Annotated in this window: 13 protein-coding genes; 5 read left to right on the forward strand and 8 right to left on the reverse strand. The window is 39.3% G+C overall.

Features of this window, described 5'->3' with window-relative positions:
* Nucleotides 1-525 precede the first annotated feature (525 nt).
* A complete protein-coding gene (locus tag RMZ43_RS10345; protein WP_322654078.1) occupies nt 526-3,276 on the forward strand; it encodes a zinc-dependent metalloprotease in 2,751 nt (916 codons plus the stop codon).
* 14 nt (nt 3,277-3,290) lie between these two features.
* Here the strand turns inward: RMZ43_RS10345 and RMZ43_RS10350 are convergent, their stop codons facing one another.
* Complete coding sequence (locus RMZ43_RS10350) at nt 3,291-4,223, reverse strand: alpha/beta fold hydrolase (RefSeq protein WP_322654077.1); 933 nt, start codon at nt 4,221-4,223, stop codon at nt 3,291-3,293.
* 136 nt (nt 4,224-4,359) lie between these two features.
* On the reverse strand, nt 4,360-4,869 hold the full coding sequence (locus RMZ43_RS10355; protein WP_322654076.1) for a HugZ family protein: 510 nt from the start codon (nt 4,867-4,869) through the stop codon (nt 4,360-4,362).
* Between the two features lie 251 nt (nt 4,870-5,120).
* Here RMZ43_RS10355 and RMZ43_RS10360 point away from each other — a divergent pair, with 251 nt between their 5' ends.
* Complete coding sequence (locus tag RMZ43_RS10360; protein WP_322654075.1) at nt 5,121-6,605, forward strand: CIA30 family protein; 1,485 nt, start codon at nt 5,121-5,123, stop codon at nt 6,603-6,605.
* 62 nt (nt 6,606-6,667) lie between these two features.
* Nucleotides 6,668-7,015, forward strand: a complete 348-nt coding sequence (locus tag RMZ43_RS10365; RefSeq protein WP_322649649.1) for a hypothetical protein — start codon at nt 6,668-6,670, stop codon at nt 7,013-7,015.
* Between the two features lie 186 nt (nt 7,016-7,201).
* Here the strand turns inward: RMZ43_RS10365 and RMZ43_RS10370 are convergent, their stop codons facing one another.
* From RMZ43_RS10370 to RMZ43_RS10390, 5 genes are all read right to left on the reverse strand, one after another.
* Nucleotides 7,202-8,014 (reverse strand): alpha/beta fold hydrolase, encoded by an 813-nt coding sequence (locus RMZ43_RS10370; protein ID WP_322649648.1) that lies wholly within the window; start codon nt 8,012-8,014, stop codon nt 7,202-7,204.
* A 42-nt stretch (nt 8,015-8,056) separates the two neighbouring features.
* On the reverse strand, nt 8,057-8,449 hold the full coding sequence (locus tag RMZ43_RS10375; RefSeq protein WP_322654074.1) for a carboxymuconolactone decarboxylase family protein: 393 nt from the start codon (nt 8,447-8,449) through the stop codon (nt 8,057-8,059).
* Nucleotides 8,450-8,521: 72 nt separating this feature from the next.
* The gene (locus tag RMZ43_RS10380; protein ID WP_322649646.1) at nt 8,522-9,103 is read right to left on the reverse strand and encodes a retropepsin-like aspartic protease family protein; all 582 of its coding nucleotides are present in this window, start codon (nt 9,101-9,103) and stop codon (nt 8,522-8,524) included.
* Between the two features lie 370 nt (nt 9,104-9,473).
* Nucleotides 9,474-10,247 (reverse strand): nucleoside phosphorylase, encoded by a 774-nt coding sequence (locus tag RMZ43_RS10385; RefSeq protein ID WP_322649645.1) that lies wholly within the window; start codon nt 10,245-10,247, stop codon nt 9,474-9,476.
* Between the two features lie 428 nt (nt 10,248-10,675).
* Nucleotides 10,676-12,121, reverse strand: coding sequence for a hypothetical protein (locus RMZ43_RS10390; RefSeq protein ID WP_322654073.1), 1,446 nt, complete (start codon nt 12,119-12,121; stop codon nt 10,676-10,678).
* A 717-nt stretch (nt 12,122-12,838) separates the two neighbouring features.
* On the opposite strand from RMZ43_RS10390, the gene RMZ43_RS10395 reads away from it, so the two are divergent.
* Both RMZ43_RS10395 and RMZ43_RS10400 read left to right on the forward strand, forming a co-directional pair.
* On the forward strand, nt 12,839-13,858 hold the full coding sequence (locus RMZ43_RS10395) for a glutathione S-transferase family protein (protein ID WP_322654072.1): 1,020 nt from the start codon (nt 12,839-12,841) through the stop codon (nt 13,856-13,858).
* Nucleotides 13,859-13,897: 39 nt separating this feature from the next.
* Nucleotides 13,898-14,356: a VOC family protein gene (locus tag RMZ43_RS10400; protein WP_322654071.1), complete on the forward strand. Its 459-nt coding sequence runs from the start codon at nt 13,898-13,900 to the stop codon at nt 14,354-14,356.
* Here the strand turns inward: RMZ43_RS10400 and RMZ43_RS10405 are convergent.
* Complete coding sequence (locus RMZ43_RS10405) at nt 14,346-14,621, reverse strand: helix-turn-helix domain-containing protein (RefSeq protein ID WP_322654070.1); 276 nt, start codon at nt 14,619-14,621, stop codon at nt 14,346-14,348. The genes RMZ43_RS10400 and RMZ43_RS10405 overlap by 11 nt on opposite strands.
* Nucleotides 14,622-14,645 lie beyond the last annotated feature (24 nt).

Consider the following 14,645-nt stretch of genomic DNA (forward strand, 5'->3'; position numbering starts at 1 on the left):
GAAACGCATAGCGACAAAAGGGCGAGAACTAGGTAAGAAAGCTAATTTTCTGTTGGGCTAGCGCTTTGAAGACCATTGAGAAGAACTAATTGAGGATGTGAGAAAGCGGTTGTGATTAGCATAGATTTCCACAATTCACCCGAAAAAAGCTTTTTAATGCTCAATAACAGCTTTCTCAGGAGTCTCTCTTTCTGTTTATAAATGATGCTTGAGATTACTTATGCTGGCAAATGTAGCACTAAATACATTTTTAATGCTACATTTGGTTTTTAATACAGATATAAGTTAAATAAAACATGTATCTTTGGTTAGATAAATTATCTATCTTAAGAAACAGATACTTGATGCATAAAAATAAATAGCTATTAAAAACAATTAATAGTAAGACGACTTTTAGGCTAGAGACATTTTGTCTAAATGAGTGGATTTATACCGTAATCCTTAGATATTGAAGGGCTTATAGACGGCAAATTAATCCACATTTTTTCCTCAATACGAAAACTGGTTCAGGTGGAAAGCCAAAGGATGAAATACTGGATTAGAAAATTCGCAATCTGTATAATATTAATGTATAACTTGCTCCTATCAAGTGATTATGCAGGAGCAAACCCACTTTCAAATATAGATGTGCAACAATTAAATGCACTCCCGATGGTTGAAAATTTAGCAAGTGCTGACAATAATCTTACTAAGAGTAAAAAAGATGATTTTTGCCAATTTAATGAGATTGTCAAAAGAATAGATAAACTAGAGGGACTTTTCACACTTTATTGCAGTGGCGATTCGGGCAAAATTTACTTAGAAATTAAACCAGAACAGCTAAATAAAGACTATCTAGCTATAGTCACATTGGAATCTGGCGTCGGGGAAAAGGGAATTTATAGTGGATTACCTCTATCTGATTTTTTATTCTACTTCCAACGAGTAAAGAATAGATTGCACTTTGTGGTTCGTAATGTTAAATTCCGCGCAGAAACTAGACCAGAACAGCGATCGCTTGCTCGTTCATTTAGCGACTCAGTTCTTTATTCACTCGAAATACACACTATTAAACCAGGCGGTAAAAATATTCTCATCAGCCTAGATGAACTGCTCATGCAGGATTTTCCCGGCTTAACTACTTTATTAAAATCCTCTTTGCAGGCTGATTATTACTTGGATGCAAGAAAGTCTTATTTGGGTTATGTTAATAGCTTCGCAGAAAATGTAGAAATTGATTCGATTTACGGTTTTTCATCACCAGAAGGAGCAAATTTAGTCACAGTACCCGATAGCAGGGCACTCACTCTGAAGGTACACTACAGTTTTTCTCAGCTTAGAGAAAACACTGGTTATATTCCTAGACTTGCAGATGACAGAGTAGGATATTTTATTACTGCTTTCCAAGATTTATCTAATAATAATGCTCACGAATCATTTGTCCGTTACATCAATCGTTGGCATCTAGAGCCATCAGATCCTAACGCCCCCTTATCTCCACCCAAAAAGCCTATTGTGTTTTGGATTGAAAATGCTGTGCCGCTAGAGTACCGCGATGCGATTCGTGAAGGTGTTTTGATGTGGAACAAAGCGTTTGAAAAAGCTGGATTTCAAAATGCTATTGAAGTGCAGCAAATGCCAGATGATGTTGATTGGCAACCCGCAGATGTACATTACAACACTATTCGCTGGTTCAATTCTTTAGATGCAGGTTTTGCCAAAGGCCCAGTGCGCGTTAACCCACTTACCGGGGAAATATTGGATGCAGATATTATTGTGGATGCCAATATGGTGCGTTCAATTCAGCAAGAATATCACGCACTGATGGAAGGAAATTCATCTTTTACGGATGGACACTTTTCTCAACTGCGCAAAAACCCATGTCCAGGTAATTTATCTGCAACATTCTCGAAAGGTTTTAAAGCTTTTCCTGAACAACATTTAGTAGACAATGACTTCTGCTACAGCATGGAGTCTTCAGACCAAGCCGCAATGGGGGCGTTGGCATTGTCAATTTTGCCAAACACTACACCTAGTAGTGAAAACATGAAAAAGTATGTGCATCAATATTTGCGTTCTCTGATTGCTCACGAAGTCGGGCATACTCTCGGTTTGCGCCACAACTTTCACGGCAGCACTATGTTAACGCCTGAAGAATTAAATAATACTGAAATCACTCGCACTAAAGGTTTAGTGGGTTCGGTGATGGACTATCTACCCGTGAATATAGCACCACAGGGAATACAACAAGGCGACTATTTCCCAGGAGTTGTTGGGCCCTATGACGAATGGGCAATTGAGTATGGTTATAAAAGAAGCCAATCAGTAACACTTGAAGGAATCATTCCAGAATCAGAAAAAAGTTTTTTGGAGCAGATTGCACTGGTGTCGCCTCAACCAGAATTATCTTATGCAACTGATGAAGATATCTGGGACATTAATCCTTTGGCAAATGTCTGGGACATGAGTAGTAATGTGCTACTTTATTCGCAATGGCAAATGGATAATGCCCGTTTTATGTGGCAGCGCCTTGACAAAGGTTATCTATCGAAAGGCGAAAGTTATAGTAATCTGCGCGTCTCATTTAATAGAGTTCTTAAATATTATTTTCGCAACGCCACCTTACTTTCTAAATACATTGGTGGACAATCGTTTCGGCGTCTCCATGCTAGCGATGATACTTCTTGGACATTTGTACCAGTTTCACTTTTAAAACAACGTCAAGCATTGACAAAGTTACAAGAGTATGTGTTTGCTGAGAATGCTTTTAGTTTTTCACCACAATTGTTAAATCAACTAGCACCATCGCGCTGGGAACACTGGGGTAATTCTGTACCTAACAACCGCCTTGATTATCCAATTCACGATCGCATTCTGGGTTTCCAAAGTGCGGTACTGCGATCGCTATTAGACAGCGATCGCCTGAATCGTTTACAAGACATAGAATTAAAAACTCCCCCTGGAGAAGCGCTTTCCATCCCGGAACTGTTCGACACCTTGCAAACAGGCATTTGGACAGAAGTTTTAACCCCAGGAGAACCAAAGCCAATTTCTAGCATCCGCCGTTCATTGCAACGAGAATATCTGAATATTTTACTAGAGATGATGTTGGATACTAATGATACACCAGAAGATGGTCGAACACTGGCTTGGTATGAATTGCGCCAACTGCAAAAAGCCATTAATGTCAGACTCAAACAACTTAGTGAAAGCCTTGATATTTACACCCTAGCTCACTTAGAAGCTTCTGGCGATCGTATCGCTAAAGCATTAAATGCACAGTTAATTTCTAAGTAGTCATTTGTCATTTGTCATTTGTCATTAGTTATTCTTCCCCTGCCTCCCCTAATCCCCACTCCCCCAAGATACTTTTGCAATAAACCAATGAAAACTTCTGGTGTTTCTAAATGAGGTAATATTCCTGTATCTGCGATCGCATAAAAATCTTGAATTGCACTTGGATTTAAATTTGCCAAGCGTCGTCCTAGTTTGACGCTGGTAAATTGTGCCTTTTCTCCCCAAAAAATGACTGTGGGAATTGTCAGTTGTTTAATATATAAACTCAAATCGAAGTAAAGATCGCCGCGCAAAAATGACAAAGCGGCAAACTTGGCATTAGGCTGTTGTGCGGAGGTTAAATAAGCCTCCACCATTTCTTGAGATACTCGTTGTGATTTGGCAAACAGAAAACTTTGTAAAAAATTTCGGACTGCAATTTCATTTTCAGCACCAAGCATATAAATAAAATTGTCCAACAGAGGCGCATTGATTACCGAAAGCGGAAGTCTGCGTCCAGCACCCTGCCCAAAATCATCAAATCCAGAGGGGGAAACCAAAAACAGCGCTTTGAATAAATTGGGTTGAACAATAGCTAGGCGAATAGCAAACGCGGCTGTTAGAGACGAGGCTACTACTGTCACTGGTTGACGACAAGTTTCAATGATAAACTCTGCGATCGTGCTGAGATAATCCCTAATTTTATAATCCCGGACTGGATGAGCCGATTCTCCCCAGCCGATTAAATCAGGAGCTAAAATATGGTAATTATAGGCAAAAGCCGGATAAACTTTAGACCATTCATAGGCAGACGCTCCACCACCAAAGTTATGGAGAAACAGTAGTGGAGGTAAATCTTCAGTATCAGCGAAGGGCCAAGGTGCATTCGTTTGGGTATAGTAAACCATTGCCCCCAAGGATGTATGGATAAGTTTATGTCCAAAGCCAGGAGGTTGAAACTGAAGCATAAAATTTAAAAGTATAGTTTAATGGCACTTTACCCGAAGGAAAAATTACGAGGTATAAAGTTAAGCTTACCGATAAATATCGAAGTAAGTAAACTTTTTGTTTCCTAAGCTATTTCATATTTAATTCGCATACAATTCATCCTTGCTTTTGATTACTATCTCCTGTGATCTGAACAAGTTGATTTAGATTATCACCACTGATGTGATAGGCTGCCCCAAAACCAACTACAAAACGGCCTTCACTTGGTGTTAGCTGGAAAATCCGAAAGTCAGATAAGCCGCGCAAAACCTCGATAATTTGACCAAACCGCGCTTGAAATTGCTCAACAATTTGATTCCACTTATCAGTTTCACGCTCTATCAAATTTGCCCTACAATCAAAATTTAAACGACGACGGGCAAAAATTAGATGACTCTTGGCTTCATCCTCGATAAACAAGACACTAACATGAGGATTTTCATAGAGATTTTTGGTATGAGTTGAAAGACCACTGACGTAAATGTAGATGTTTTTAGAATCATCTATTACAAAGGGAGCATAACTAGCATTGGGTATTGCCTGTGCGCTCACGGTGCTAATAATTACACTCTCCAATTCTTCTGGAAACTTTTCATACTCAGCTTGAATGTCTTCAAGTTGGCTCATAAGTAAATTACCGTTTGATTAGGAACGCCTCATTAAGTATCCTAACGTGATTGAGCGATGTCTACGACGGGCTATTCTGTGTCGCATGTAATGCCAAAGATTTGGTTTAAGGGAATAGGTTACAGGTTATAGTTATCTCCTGTACCCTTTTCCCCAATTAAAGCAATTGAGTATTATCCAAGCTCTGAGTACCGGAGGATTTGGAGAAACAAACATTGGGCTAAACTGAAGAAAGTTATGAGGACGCAAATATGACTGACAAAAATCGTTCTCAATGGGATTTAGGCAGGTTTATTGAAACCCTGACTTACTTTGAGGTAATTCCTTTCCTTAACTGGGTACAGCAGTTAATTCAAGGCCGTCCTAAGGATAGTCAAAATAGACCCAATGGAGGAAGAAATGTGGGTGTAATATTAGTAGCAGGTGCAACAGGCGGTGTAGGTAAACGAGTGGTAGAGCGATCGCTCCAACAAGGTTATAAAGTTCGCGCCCTAGTTCGAGACATTGACAGAGCCAGGTCAATTATTGGTAATGATATAGACTTAGTAGTTGCGGATATTACTCAACCAGAAACTTTAACTTCTTTAGTTATGGCTGATATCCAAGCTGTAGTTTGTTGCACAGCAGTGCGCGTGCAACCAGTTGAGGGAGACACAGCAGATAGAGCTAAATATTATCAAGGTGTTAAATTTTACCAACCAGAAATTTTTGGCGACACACCAGAAAATGTAGAATATCAAGGTGTTAAAAACTTAGTCCAAGCGGCTGCAAAATATCTACCTCAAGCAAGCGAAAAACCGATATTTGATTTCACCAAGCCATCAGCAGAATTAAAAGATTACTGGGGGGCGCTGGATGATGTTGTCATGGGTGGCGTAAGTGCCAGTAATATCCAATTACTAGAAAATACAGCTTTATTTGCTGGTAATGTCTCCACCGCTAACTCTGGCGGATTTGCTTCTATCAGAACCAAGAATTTTGATCCACCCTTCAATTTATCTGATTGCGAAGGTGTGAAATTGCGCGTCAAAGGTGACGGCCAGCGTTATAAAATATTCCTACGGACAGATACAAAATGGGATGGTATTGGCTACAGCTATTCTTTCGATACCGTAGCTGATACCTGGATAGATGTTCACATTCCCTTTGCAGATTTGATTCCCGTCTTTCGGGCAAAAGTTGTCAAAGATGCGCCACCAATTGAGCAGAATAGAGTTTGTTCATTCCAACTAATGTTGAGCAAATTTGAATATGATGGTGCTTTGAATCCAAAATTTTCTCCTGGTGGTTTTGCTTTACAGTTGGAATCAATAAAAGCTTACGGCGGTGCAACTTTACCACAATTTATCCTCGTCAGTTCAGCAGGCGTGACTCGTCCCGGTCGCCCTGGCATTAATTTAGATGAAGAACCGCCAGCAGTGAAATTAAATGACCAATTAGGAGGAATTTTAACTTGGAAGTTGAAGGGAGAAGATAGTTTAAGAGAAAGCGGAATTCCTTATACGATTGTTAGACCTTGTGCCTTAACTGAAGAAGCAGGAGGTAAGGAGTTAATATTCGAGCAAGGTGATAATATTAAGGGCAAAATCAGCCGTGAGGATGTGGCAGAACTTTGTGTGCAAGCTTTAAAACTAGGAAAAGCTTCTAATGTCACGTTTGAAGTGAAACAGGCAGATAATACTGTTAACTCTATCGATTGGCAGAAGTTATTTTCTGATTTAGTAAAGGATAAATAAGGAAAATGACTACAGATTTATACTCGTAGCCATTCCAATATATTCTGTCTAAATAGACTGTTATGAAAAAAATCCAAGTGCTAATATTTGCCGGGATTTTAGCAACAATTCTCTGGGGTGGATTATTTGGAAACACTGCTTCATCTCAGCAAGTAGAGTCTCGCATCTACAACCTGGAAGCAGACTTAAATCGTGTCGAGTCACGATTAAACCAGATCGAGTCTCAACTCGGTCGAAGTGGCCAGTCTTCATCGCCAAGAACAACACTTACCCCACGCCAGTCAACTGGTTCCAGAAGGAACTTATCACAACAAGATCCGATGTTTGATCGGCTGGCAACTTTGGTGGTTGAATTGAAGCAACAAGTTAACAAATTAGAGACACGAGTTTCTAAATTAGAAAGTCGCTGAGTATTTCAAAAATGAAACTCTGCCTTTAATACTTTGTCAATACCAGCATTTTTAAATCTTGAGCTTTGTTACTATTCCCACCTCGGAATAAATTCCAAGGCAGGATATCTGGTAAACACGACACTTCGACTGTTACAAAAATGTGCGTAACGACAAGCCATAAAGGGAACTGTAGAACCAATTTTATTAATTCGTATAAGCTGGTTTCAACTTCCCCAGGAAGTTAAGCATAGCTGAAACCACAGCATCCGGCGATTCAATTAAGAAGCCATGACCCCCACCGTTGAGGACTAAAAGTTCAGCGTTAGGAATGCCTTGAGTAAGTTGTTGGGAAAACTTTAGCGGGGTGAGAATGTCTTGTTTACCAACTAGAACTAGAGTAGGACAATGAATTTGTTGAAGGCGATCTATTGTGTCAAAGTCAAGCATGGCTCGGCTGTGATGATAGAGTGAATGAGCCGCAGGTGGGAAAGGATATCTGATTGCAAATTCAATCAAACCTTCGATCATCCCAGGAATCGAATAGAACGTATCTGTAAATATCCAAGGTAATACAACTTTTTCATAAAGTTTCAAGTCTACATTTTTGCAGAGGTCACCCCAAGTCTCGATGATGCTGTTAAATAATCCATCACCCTTAGCCAATGATGAAAGTAGCATTAGACTTTCTACCTTTTCAGGATGTGCTAACACTAACTCTTGGGCTATCTGACCACCCATTGAATGACCTGCTACATGCACCTTATTGATCGCAATATGATCGAGCAATGCTGCAATGTCATTAGCCATCTGCTTCAGACTATAAGGGTTTTCGGGAGCAGAACTCCGCCCCATACCTCGGTTGTCTAAGCGAATGACTTGATACTGCGAAACCAGCGATGGCATAATCAGAGACCAATAGGCATGATCGCAAAGGAAGCCAGCTATTAATAGCAAAGGCTCACCCTTTCCCTTAATGTCGTAGAACAAATCAATCCCGTTAATCTGAACTTTGGGCATAGTAAATAATTCTCTTAAACAGGAATGGACAAGCCTACACTCCTACGTCTTAAATCTCTCGTCCACCGGAATTTGATAGCCGTTGGCGAGGCGATTGGTCATGTTGGCAGTGGCTGCGATCGCCATTAGTTCCGCGAACATGGTATCATTCATGCCCTTGGCCCGCGCCCCTGCTGTGTGCGAGGCGATGCAATAGTCACAGCCATTCGTCGCACTCACGGCGATGTAAATTAGTTCGCGCATTAATGGATCAATCTCACCAGGGCCAGTCATAACTTCCTTTACCGCTTGCCAAGTTCGTTGCAAAGTAGGGGGATGATTGGCTATAGCTTTCCAAAAGTTATTGATATAGTCATTCTGGCGTGTAGTGCGGATGTCGTCATATACTGCACGTACTTCGTCGCTGGCTTCTTCGTATTCAATCAGCTTAGTCATCGAAAATTTGGGTTATTCCCCGTCCTTTTATAGATACCAAAATGTAGGATACTACGTTTTTAGCTGCGGACATTAGCGATGATGAAATTCGACCTCTTTTTCTAGAATCTTGATATCATAGCTGCCAAAGAAATCGTGGCCTAGTAAGCCAATGCTTGCTTTTGGTGCGATCGCCACCCGAAGATTATTGGTTGTAACTCCACCTACTGCAATAGATTTTAGCTTACTGGTTAGAAATTCTACTTGGCTACCATCAGCAATTTGGGCTTGCATTGTCCCTGTAGGCTGGAGTTCAAGTGTATTCGCCATCCCTTGAGTGATAATAGTTTCACTAGAACCTGTATCTACAATCATTTCAAAGGTTTTTTTATTATTGAAGGTGACATCAATCACAGGAGTTCCACCAAAGCGGCGTTTGATTGGGACTCGAAAAACTCTGTTCTCTGAAGCTACGGGTATATTGCCACAAAGCCTTCCCAATTCAACGGTTTTACCAGAAGAGGTTATCATGTAACATGCTCCTGGATCGTCAGCTGTTGCCTGATGAGAGAATGCTAAAAATATCAGCGTCGGCATTAGTGCGTAGGCGTAGACCGTCGTAGACATCGCAGTTAGGTTAACGGTTTTAATCCAACGCCTCCAAGCATTCTTCATGTTATATTTTTCTCCAATTATGCTGATATCTTTTGATAGCTTAATTCATCATAATATCTACAAAAAATTGGTGCTATAAATCCATAGTGTTAAGAGTAAGCAAATTCTGATACTCCATGATTACAACGAAGTTTTCAATAAATACTGTTGTTTTTGTTACAACTATTGTCGATGTTAATTACACAATTTTTATAGTTTTAAGTTATCCAGTCTTTTTTTGTTTATCTAAATGCCTCCAGTAGATAAAATTGCATTTTACTCAATACATAATATCTATAATTACTGATTGATAAATTAAAGATTAGGTAAAGACATGATAAAACTACTTAAAACATATTAAATCTAGCAGACTAGGAAGATAAATTTGTGATTATTCAAGGGTTTCTGCTGCATGTACAGCAGTTGCGATCGCATTTGTAACAGCAATATCCTTTTGTTCTAAGATGATATTTTCACTAACAGTACGCCCAGCAACTACACCACAAATAGCAGCAGCAGCAAAATTATACACTCCTGCCATTTTGAATAATGTGCCGCATTCCATCTCATAATTTAAGATATTTAATCGCCGATATTCTTCTGTAATACCGTGCAGCGATCGCATTAAATTTGGATTCGCTGAATCAGTACGTTCTTGTCCTTCGTAAAAAGTATCAACTGATGCCGTAATTCCTATGTAATATTCAACCTTTAATTCTCGTGCAGCTTTAACTAAAGCGACTGTGAGAAAAGGATCGGCTGCGGCTGGATACTCCACAGGTGCAATATCATTTGCTGCACCTTGGCGACACAATGCTGCACTGCTAATAACAACGCTACCGACTGCTATATAAGGTTGGATGCTACCACAAGTTCCAATGCGAATAATTTGCCGGATTCCTACTTGGATTAACTCATTGACCACAATACTTAATGAAGGCGCACCCATACCACTAGTAGCTGATAAGATAGGGCGACCATTAGGTAAGTATCCTACATAGCTATTGAGTCCGCGATTTTCTGATAACACGCGTACATTTTGTAAATAAGTTTGGGCAATTAGACGCGATCGCTCCGGGTCGCCCGATAATAGAGCAATGCTGGGAGGCGATGAACCTAAATCGTCTAGTTCAAAGCCAATGTGATAGAAGCGTTTATTCGGCATAGAGTGAAAAATTAGCGATCGCCCTAACACAATACTATGCTAGGGTGACTTTTATTTTCTTAAAGCAAATCTCCTCCTTCCAATATCTGAAGTTGTCTTTCAGCCGCAACTATGCAATTAAGATGTTTGGGTATTCTACAGAATTGCGTAGACGCGAAGCGGCTTGTCGTCAGACATCGCTTACTTCTGGTATGGTTACTTTTTCAATGGAGTTTGCCTGTTATCGCCAATCCTGAACCTATTAGACATCTCCGAAAAAGAATATAGAGACGTAGCATTGCTACGTCTTTACAAGGGTTTTGGGTAACGCATATTTAATTTCTGGAGATGTCTATTTGTGAAAATTCGCGGTGTTCAGATCCCCGACTTCGTAAAAGTTGTCGGGGATCTAATTTTTCACAAATAATTTAGGATTACTACAGTTTAAATTAGCGATCGCCTTTGCTTGGGTTTAAATCATCTCCACCATTTATCGAATCAATACTATCTAGTTCAGTTAGCGATATATTGGAAGCGATCGCACTATTTTTTAAACTACTAACAGCTAGTTTATTTGGCAACGTATTTAAACTATGTACATCGGTTACTAATTCATTATTAACTGGTTGATATTCAAGGTTATCTCGATTACCACTTGCTATTTCTTCTGCTTTGCCGATAAAATCCTTGGCAAGCCTTTCACTAAAGCCAACAACGAATGCGATTACAAAAATCAAAGACCTTTGTTGATCTTGAGATGATTGTTGATTGGTAGTTGGATTGAGCTTAAATATACTTGGGTTAATAAACATTAATATTATTCCAGAGTTAATCAAGGCTAAAAACAAAACAGAAAATGCTCCTCCAATCATTGGTTTAAAAGCACCAACAAGGAAAGGAGTTAGTGGATCAGAATATTTCTTATTCTGAAATTCTTCAATTCTGATTAAAATACTGATAATACTACCTAATGTTCCTGCCGCGATAGCTAAACTTAGCTGGAGAAGAAATTCGTTAAATTTCTCATTTACAGATTGCCTTTTGCTATATTGTGCATTTAATTCAGCAAGATTATTATTTAGTGTTGTTAGCTCTGAACTTTTAAATTCAGTATTTTTTTGTGATATTATAGTTAATTCTTTAATTTCTTCTTTACTTTGTTTCAATTTATTAACATCATTATCAAGAGTAGAATTTGTATTTTCTGATTGGTTTTGTTGTTCCGCTTTGTTTTGGATTGCCTCTACCCGGTTATCTGTATATCTCTGGATCTCTTTAATTTCATTTTGTAATGCCTTTTTATTTGTATTATAATTATTGTTATTATAATAATTAACAACTTCTGAAAAAATCCAAAGCCCTGCAAGAGAACACGAAGTAATTCCTCCATATATAAAAACGGCAGTTATAAGCCCAAAAATTACTTTAGTTGTTGTAGATGGTGAACGGTGGATTGATAAAAATGGGTTGATGATAAATCCTGTAAAAGGATGTTCATATTTGCAAACAATTTGTTCAACATCAAATCTAATAGCCTGAGCAATATTTATATTAGATGATGATTCACGCAGAGCTTCTATTGCAAATATTAAAGCTTTCGAGAGTTCGGTCAGTTCCCTTTGAATTTTATCTCTATTGTCAGGTATAACTATTCTCGGTATTTTGTCCCACCAAATATTTTGCGGTGTATTTCTATTAATAAGCTTTTGAAGTCTATTAAATAGTATAATAATTTGAGATATTTCTTTTCCTGCTGCTACTAAACCTTCTTGCTTAATTGGATCTGCAAAACTATTTAAATTGTTTTTATAAAAATCCTTTATAAGTGCCTGAATAAGTGTCCTACTTTCATCTAAATTCCAATCATTATCAGTTATATTTTTATCAGAAACCATTTTACCTCCAATTATTTTCTAAAGTTTATCGGTATATCTATGAATTGGTTTGAGGGAATTGGCCAAGATAGTCAATCACTTTGTTTTGCTTACTTACTGCTTATAGCCACATTATTCTTAGCATGGAATATACGATTGAGCAGTGAATAGTACACTCATGGGTACTTTTTGTATAGGCGCAAAGCTGTTTGTCGCCAGACATAGCTGCGGTTATTCTAGGTCTAACCAGCTTCACAAGTGGCATTGCTATTATTCCCAGAACTTGACCTTGAGTTTCTCTAGTTCTTGTTCTAGTTTTAAAATTCTGGAGTTTCTCTCTGTAGCGATCGCCTGCTCGGCAATAATATCTACAAGTTGTTCTAGAGCCAACTAGAGAAGAGTTTCACGCTCTAATTTCAAAGGCAGGTCTTTTTCTATAATTGTGATATTCCGCCTCAGATGTCACACTTGTCAATACGTCTTTACCTAAATCCTTACGTTTATTTGTGCAAAGAGAGAACCTTAGAAGACAACTACTGCCAAGGTAAATCTTTGTTTTATTCGGTTGATGCTTAAAAGGCTTGCTGCACCTCCTTAGATGTCAAATGGGTTTTATAAAGAATTTTTAAGAAATTAACATTCTTCAGAAAAGGAAAGACGTAATGCTGAAGTAATTCTCACAAGTTCAAAAGCATAGATTTTGTAGTTTCCAGACACCAAGCGTGTTAGGAGAGAATTATGGCGTCAGGAATGATGATCGAAGGCAAATGGATAACCGATAAAAATAAATCAGATAAGAGCAGTAATTTCAATGAGACGCCGACAACGTTTCGCCATCGTGTAACCGCCGATGGTTCTAGCGGGTTTAAGGCAGAAGCAGGACGCTATCACCTCTACGTTTCTTTATCGTGTCCGTGGGCGCATCGCACCTTAATTATGCGAGAACTCAAAGGTTTGAATGATGCAATCTCAATCTCTATCGTCGATCCGATTATGAGCGACTTGGGATGGATGTTTACTTCTGCACCGGGAGCTATTCCTGACTGGGTGAATCACACTCAATATTTGCAAGATATTTATCTGAAAGCCAATCCCAAATATACAGGAAGAGTCACTGTTCCGGTGTTGTGGGATAAGCAAACTCAAACAATCGTCAATAACGAATCTCGTGAAATCATGCGGATGTTTGACGTAGAGTTTGGGGAATTGGCAACACAGAAAATAGACTTATACCCACGCGAGCTTCAACAGCAGATTGATCAAACAATCGATGCAATTTATCTGCCAATTAATGCTGGTGTATATCGCTCTGGTTTTGCCAGGGAGCAAGTAGCATACGAAAATGCAGTAACTGAACTCTTTGAAAGTTTAGATCATTGGGAAACCGTTCTGAGCAAGCAACGCTATTTATGTGGTGTTCAAATGACTGAAGCCGATATTTGTATGTTTGTAACTCTGTATCGCTTCGACTCAGTATATTACGGTCACTTTAAGTGCAATCTGCGGCGAATTATCGACTACCCAAATCTCTGGAATTATCTATTAGACCTATATCAGTGTCCTGAGTTCAAAGCGACTTGCAACCTAGACTATACTAAGCGCAGCTATTACATGAGTATGACTGATATTAATCCAAATCGAATTGTGCCGAAGGGGCCGAGCATTGATTTTGAGCAACCGCACGATCGCGTAGGCGTAGCCCGTCGTAGACATCGCTTCGCTAAGGCTCCCGTTGCGATCGCTGCTTCACAATCATAGCCATAAAAGCAAATTGCACAATTTAACTGGAGTAACGCCATGAATCTTGTATCAGGTATCCAGCATGTTGCAGTAGTAACAGCAGATATCGACCGCTTTATCGACTTCTATACTGATGTATTCGAGATGCCAGTAATCTTTCAAGAGACGACCCCAGCCTTTCGTCACGCACTTTTACGGGCTGGCTCACAGTGCGTGCTTCACGCAGCAGAGATGCCTGATAATGTCCATAGCTCTGGATTGCCGGATATGTTTGGACGAGGACACATCGACCATTTAGCTTTGAATGCCTCAACAGAATCAGCATTCCAGATTATCCGCCGCAAACTCATAGACCGGGGTGTGAGTGATGGCACGATTGCCGACCTTGGCCCAGTACTTAACTTGTCATTTTCTGATCCTGATGGTATGCATATCGAAGTTTGCCTCATTGTCGATGCTTCACTTCAGGGTTTTCACCAACCGCGACCATATTATGTAAAGACTGTCAACCAATAGGATAAAAATCTCCACCAAATACAATGGCAAAGCCATATTTCAGTTTTTGAACATTAGCCAACGATATTTCAAGTCGTCTTGCTAGTTCATTCTGCTGCAAGCTTCTGGATTCTCTGAATTGTTTCAGTCTGATTTGAATTCGTGTACCTTCAGCAATTATCCAAGGTTGTTTTGAAATTAAATTATCAAGCAGAGGTCGAAACCAAGTAATTAAAGCTGCTTCAATTTCTGATAGTAAATTAGCGTCAGTTTGTAAGTATGTCAATATCAGGGGGACAAGGAAGTTATT

Origin of the sequence: Nostoc sp. CmiVER01 (assembly GCF_034531135.2) — a bacterium.
Taxonomy (GTDB): domain Bacteria; phylum Cyanobacteriota; class Cyanobacteriia; order Cyanobacteriales; family Nostocaceae; genus Nostoc.

Excerpts from the sequence above, each read along its gene's own strand:
- RMZ43_RS10365 (WP_322649649.1), top strand. The coding sequence starts at position 6,668 with ATGAAAAAAATCCAAGTGCTAATATTTGCCGGGATTTTAGCAACAATT.
- RMZ43_RS10345 (WP_322654078.1), top strand. The coding sequence starts at position 526 with ATGAAATACTGGATTAGAAAATTCGCAATCTGTATAATATTAATGTAT.
- RMZ43_RS10360 (WP_322654075.1), top strand. The coding sequence starts at position 5,121 with ATGACTGACAAAAATCGTTCTCAATGGGATTTAGGCAGGTTTATTGAA.
- RMZ43_RS10375 (WP_322654074.1), bottom strand. The coding sequence starts at position 8,449 with ATGACTAAGCTGATTGAATACGAAGAAGCCAGCGACGAAGTACGTGCA.
- RMZ43_RS10385 (WP_322649645.1), bottom strand. The coding sequence starts at position 10,247 with ATGCCGAATAAACGCTTCTATCACATTGGCTTTGAACTAGACGATTTA.
- RMZ43_RS10350 (WP_322654077.1), bottom strand. The coding sequence starts at position 4,223 with ATGCTTCAGTTTCAACCTCCTGGCTTTGGACATAAACTTATCCATACA.
- RMZ43_RS10400 (WP_322654071.1), top strand. The coding sequence starts at position 13,898 with ATGAATCTTGTATCAGGTATCCAGCATGTTGCAGTAGTAACAGCAGAT.
- RMZ43_RS10370 (WP_322649648.1), bottom strand. The coding sequence starts at position 8,014 with ATGCCCAAAGTTCAGATTAACGGGATTGATTTGTTCTACGACATTAAG.
- RMZ43_RS10390 (WP_322654073.1), bottom strand. The coding sequence starts at position 12,121 with ATGGTTTCTGATAAAAATATAACTGATAATGATTGGAATTTAGATGAA.
- RMZ43_RS10395 (WP_322654072.1), top strand. The coding sequence starts at position 12,839 with ATGGCGTCAGGAATGATGATCGAAGGCAAATGGATAACCGATAAAAAT.
- RMZ43_RS10380 (WP_322649646.1), bottom strand. The coding sequence starts at position 9,103 with ATGAAGAATGCTTGGAGGCGTTGGATTAAAACCGTTAACCTAACTGCG.
- RMZ43_RS10355 (WP_322654076.1), bottom strand. The coding sequence starts at position 4,869 with ATGAGCCAACTTGAAGACATTCAAGCTGAGTATGAAAAGTTTCCAGAA.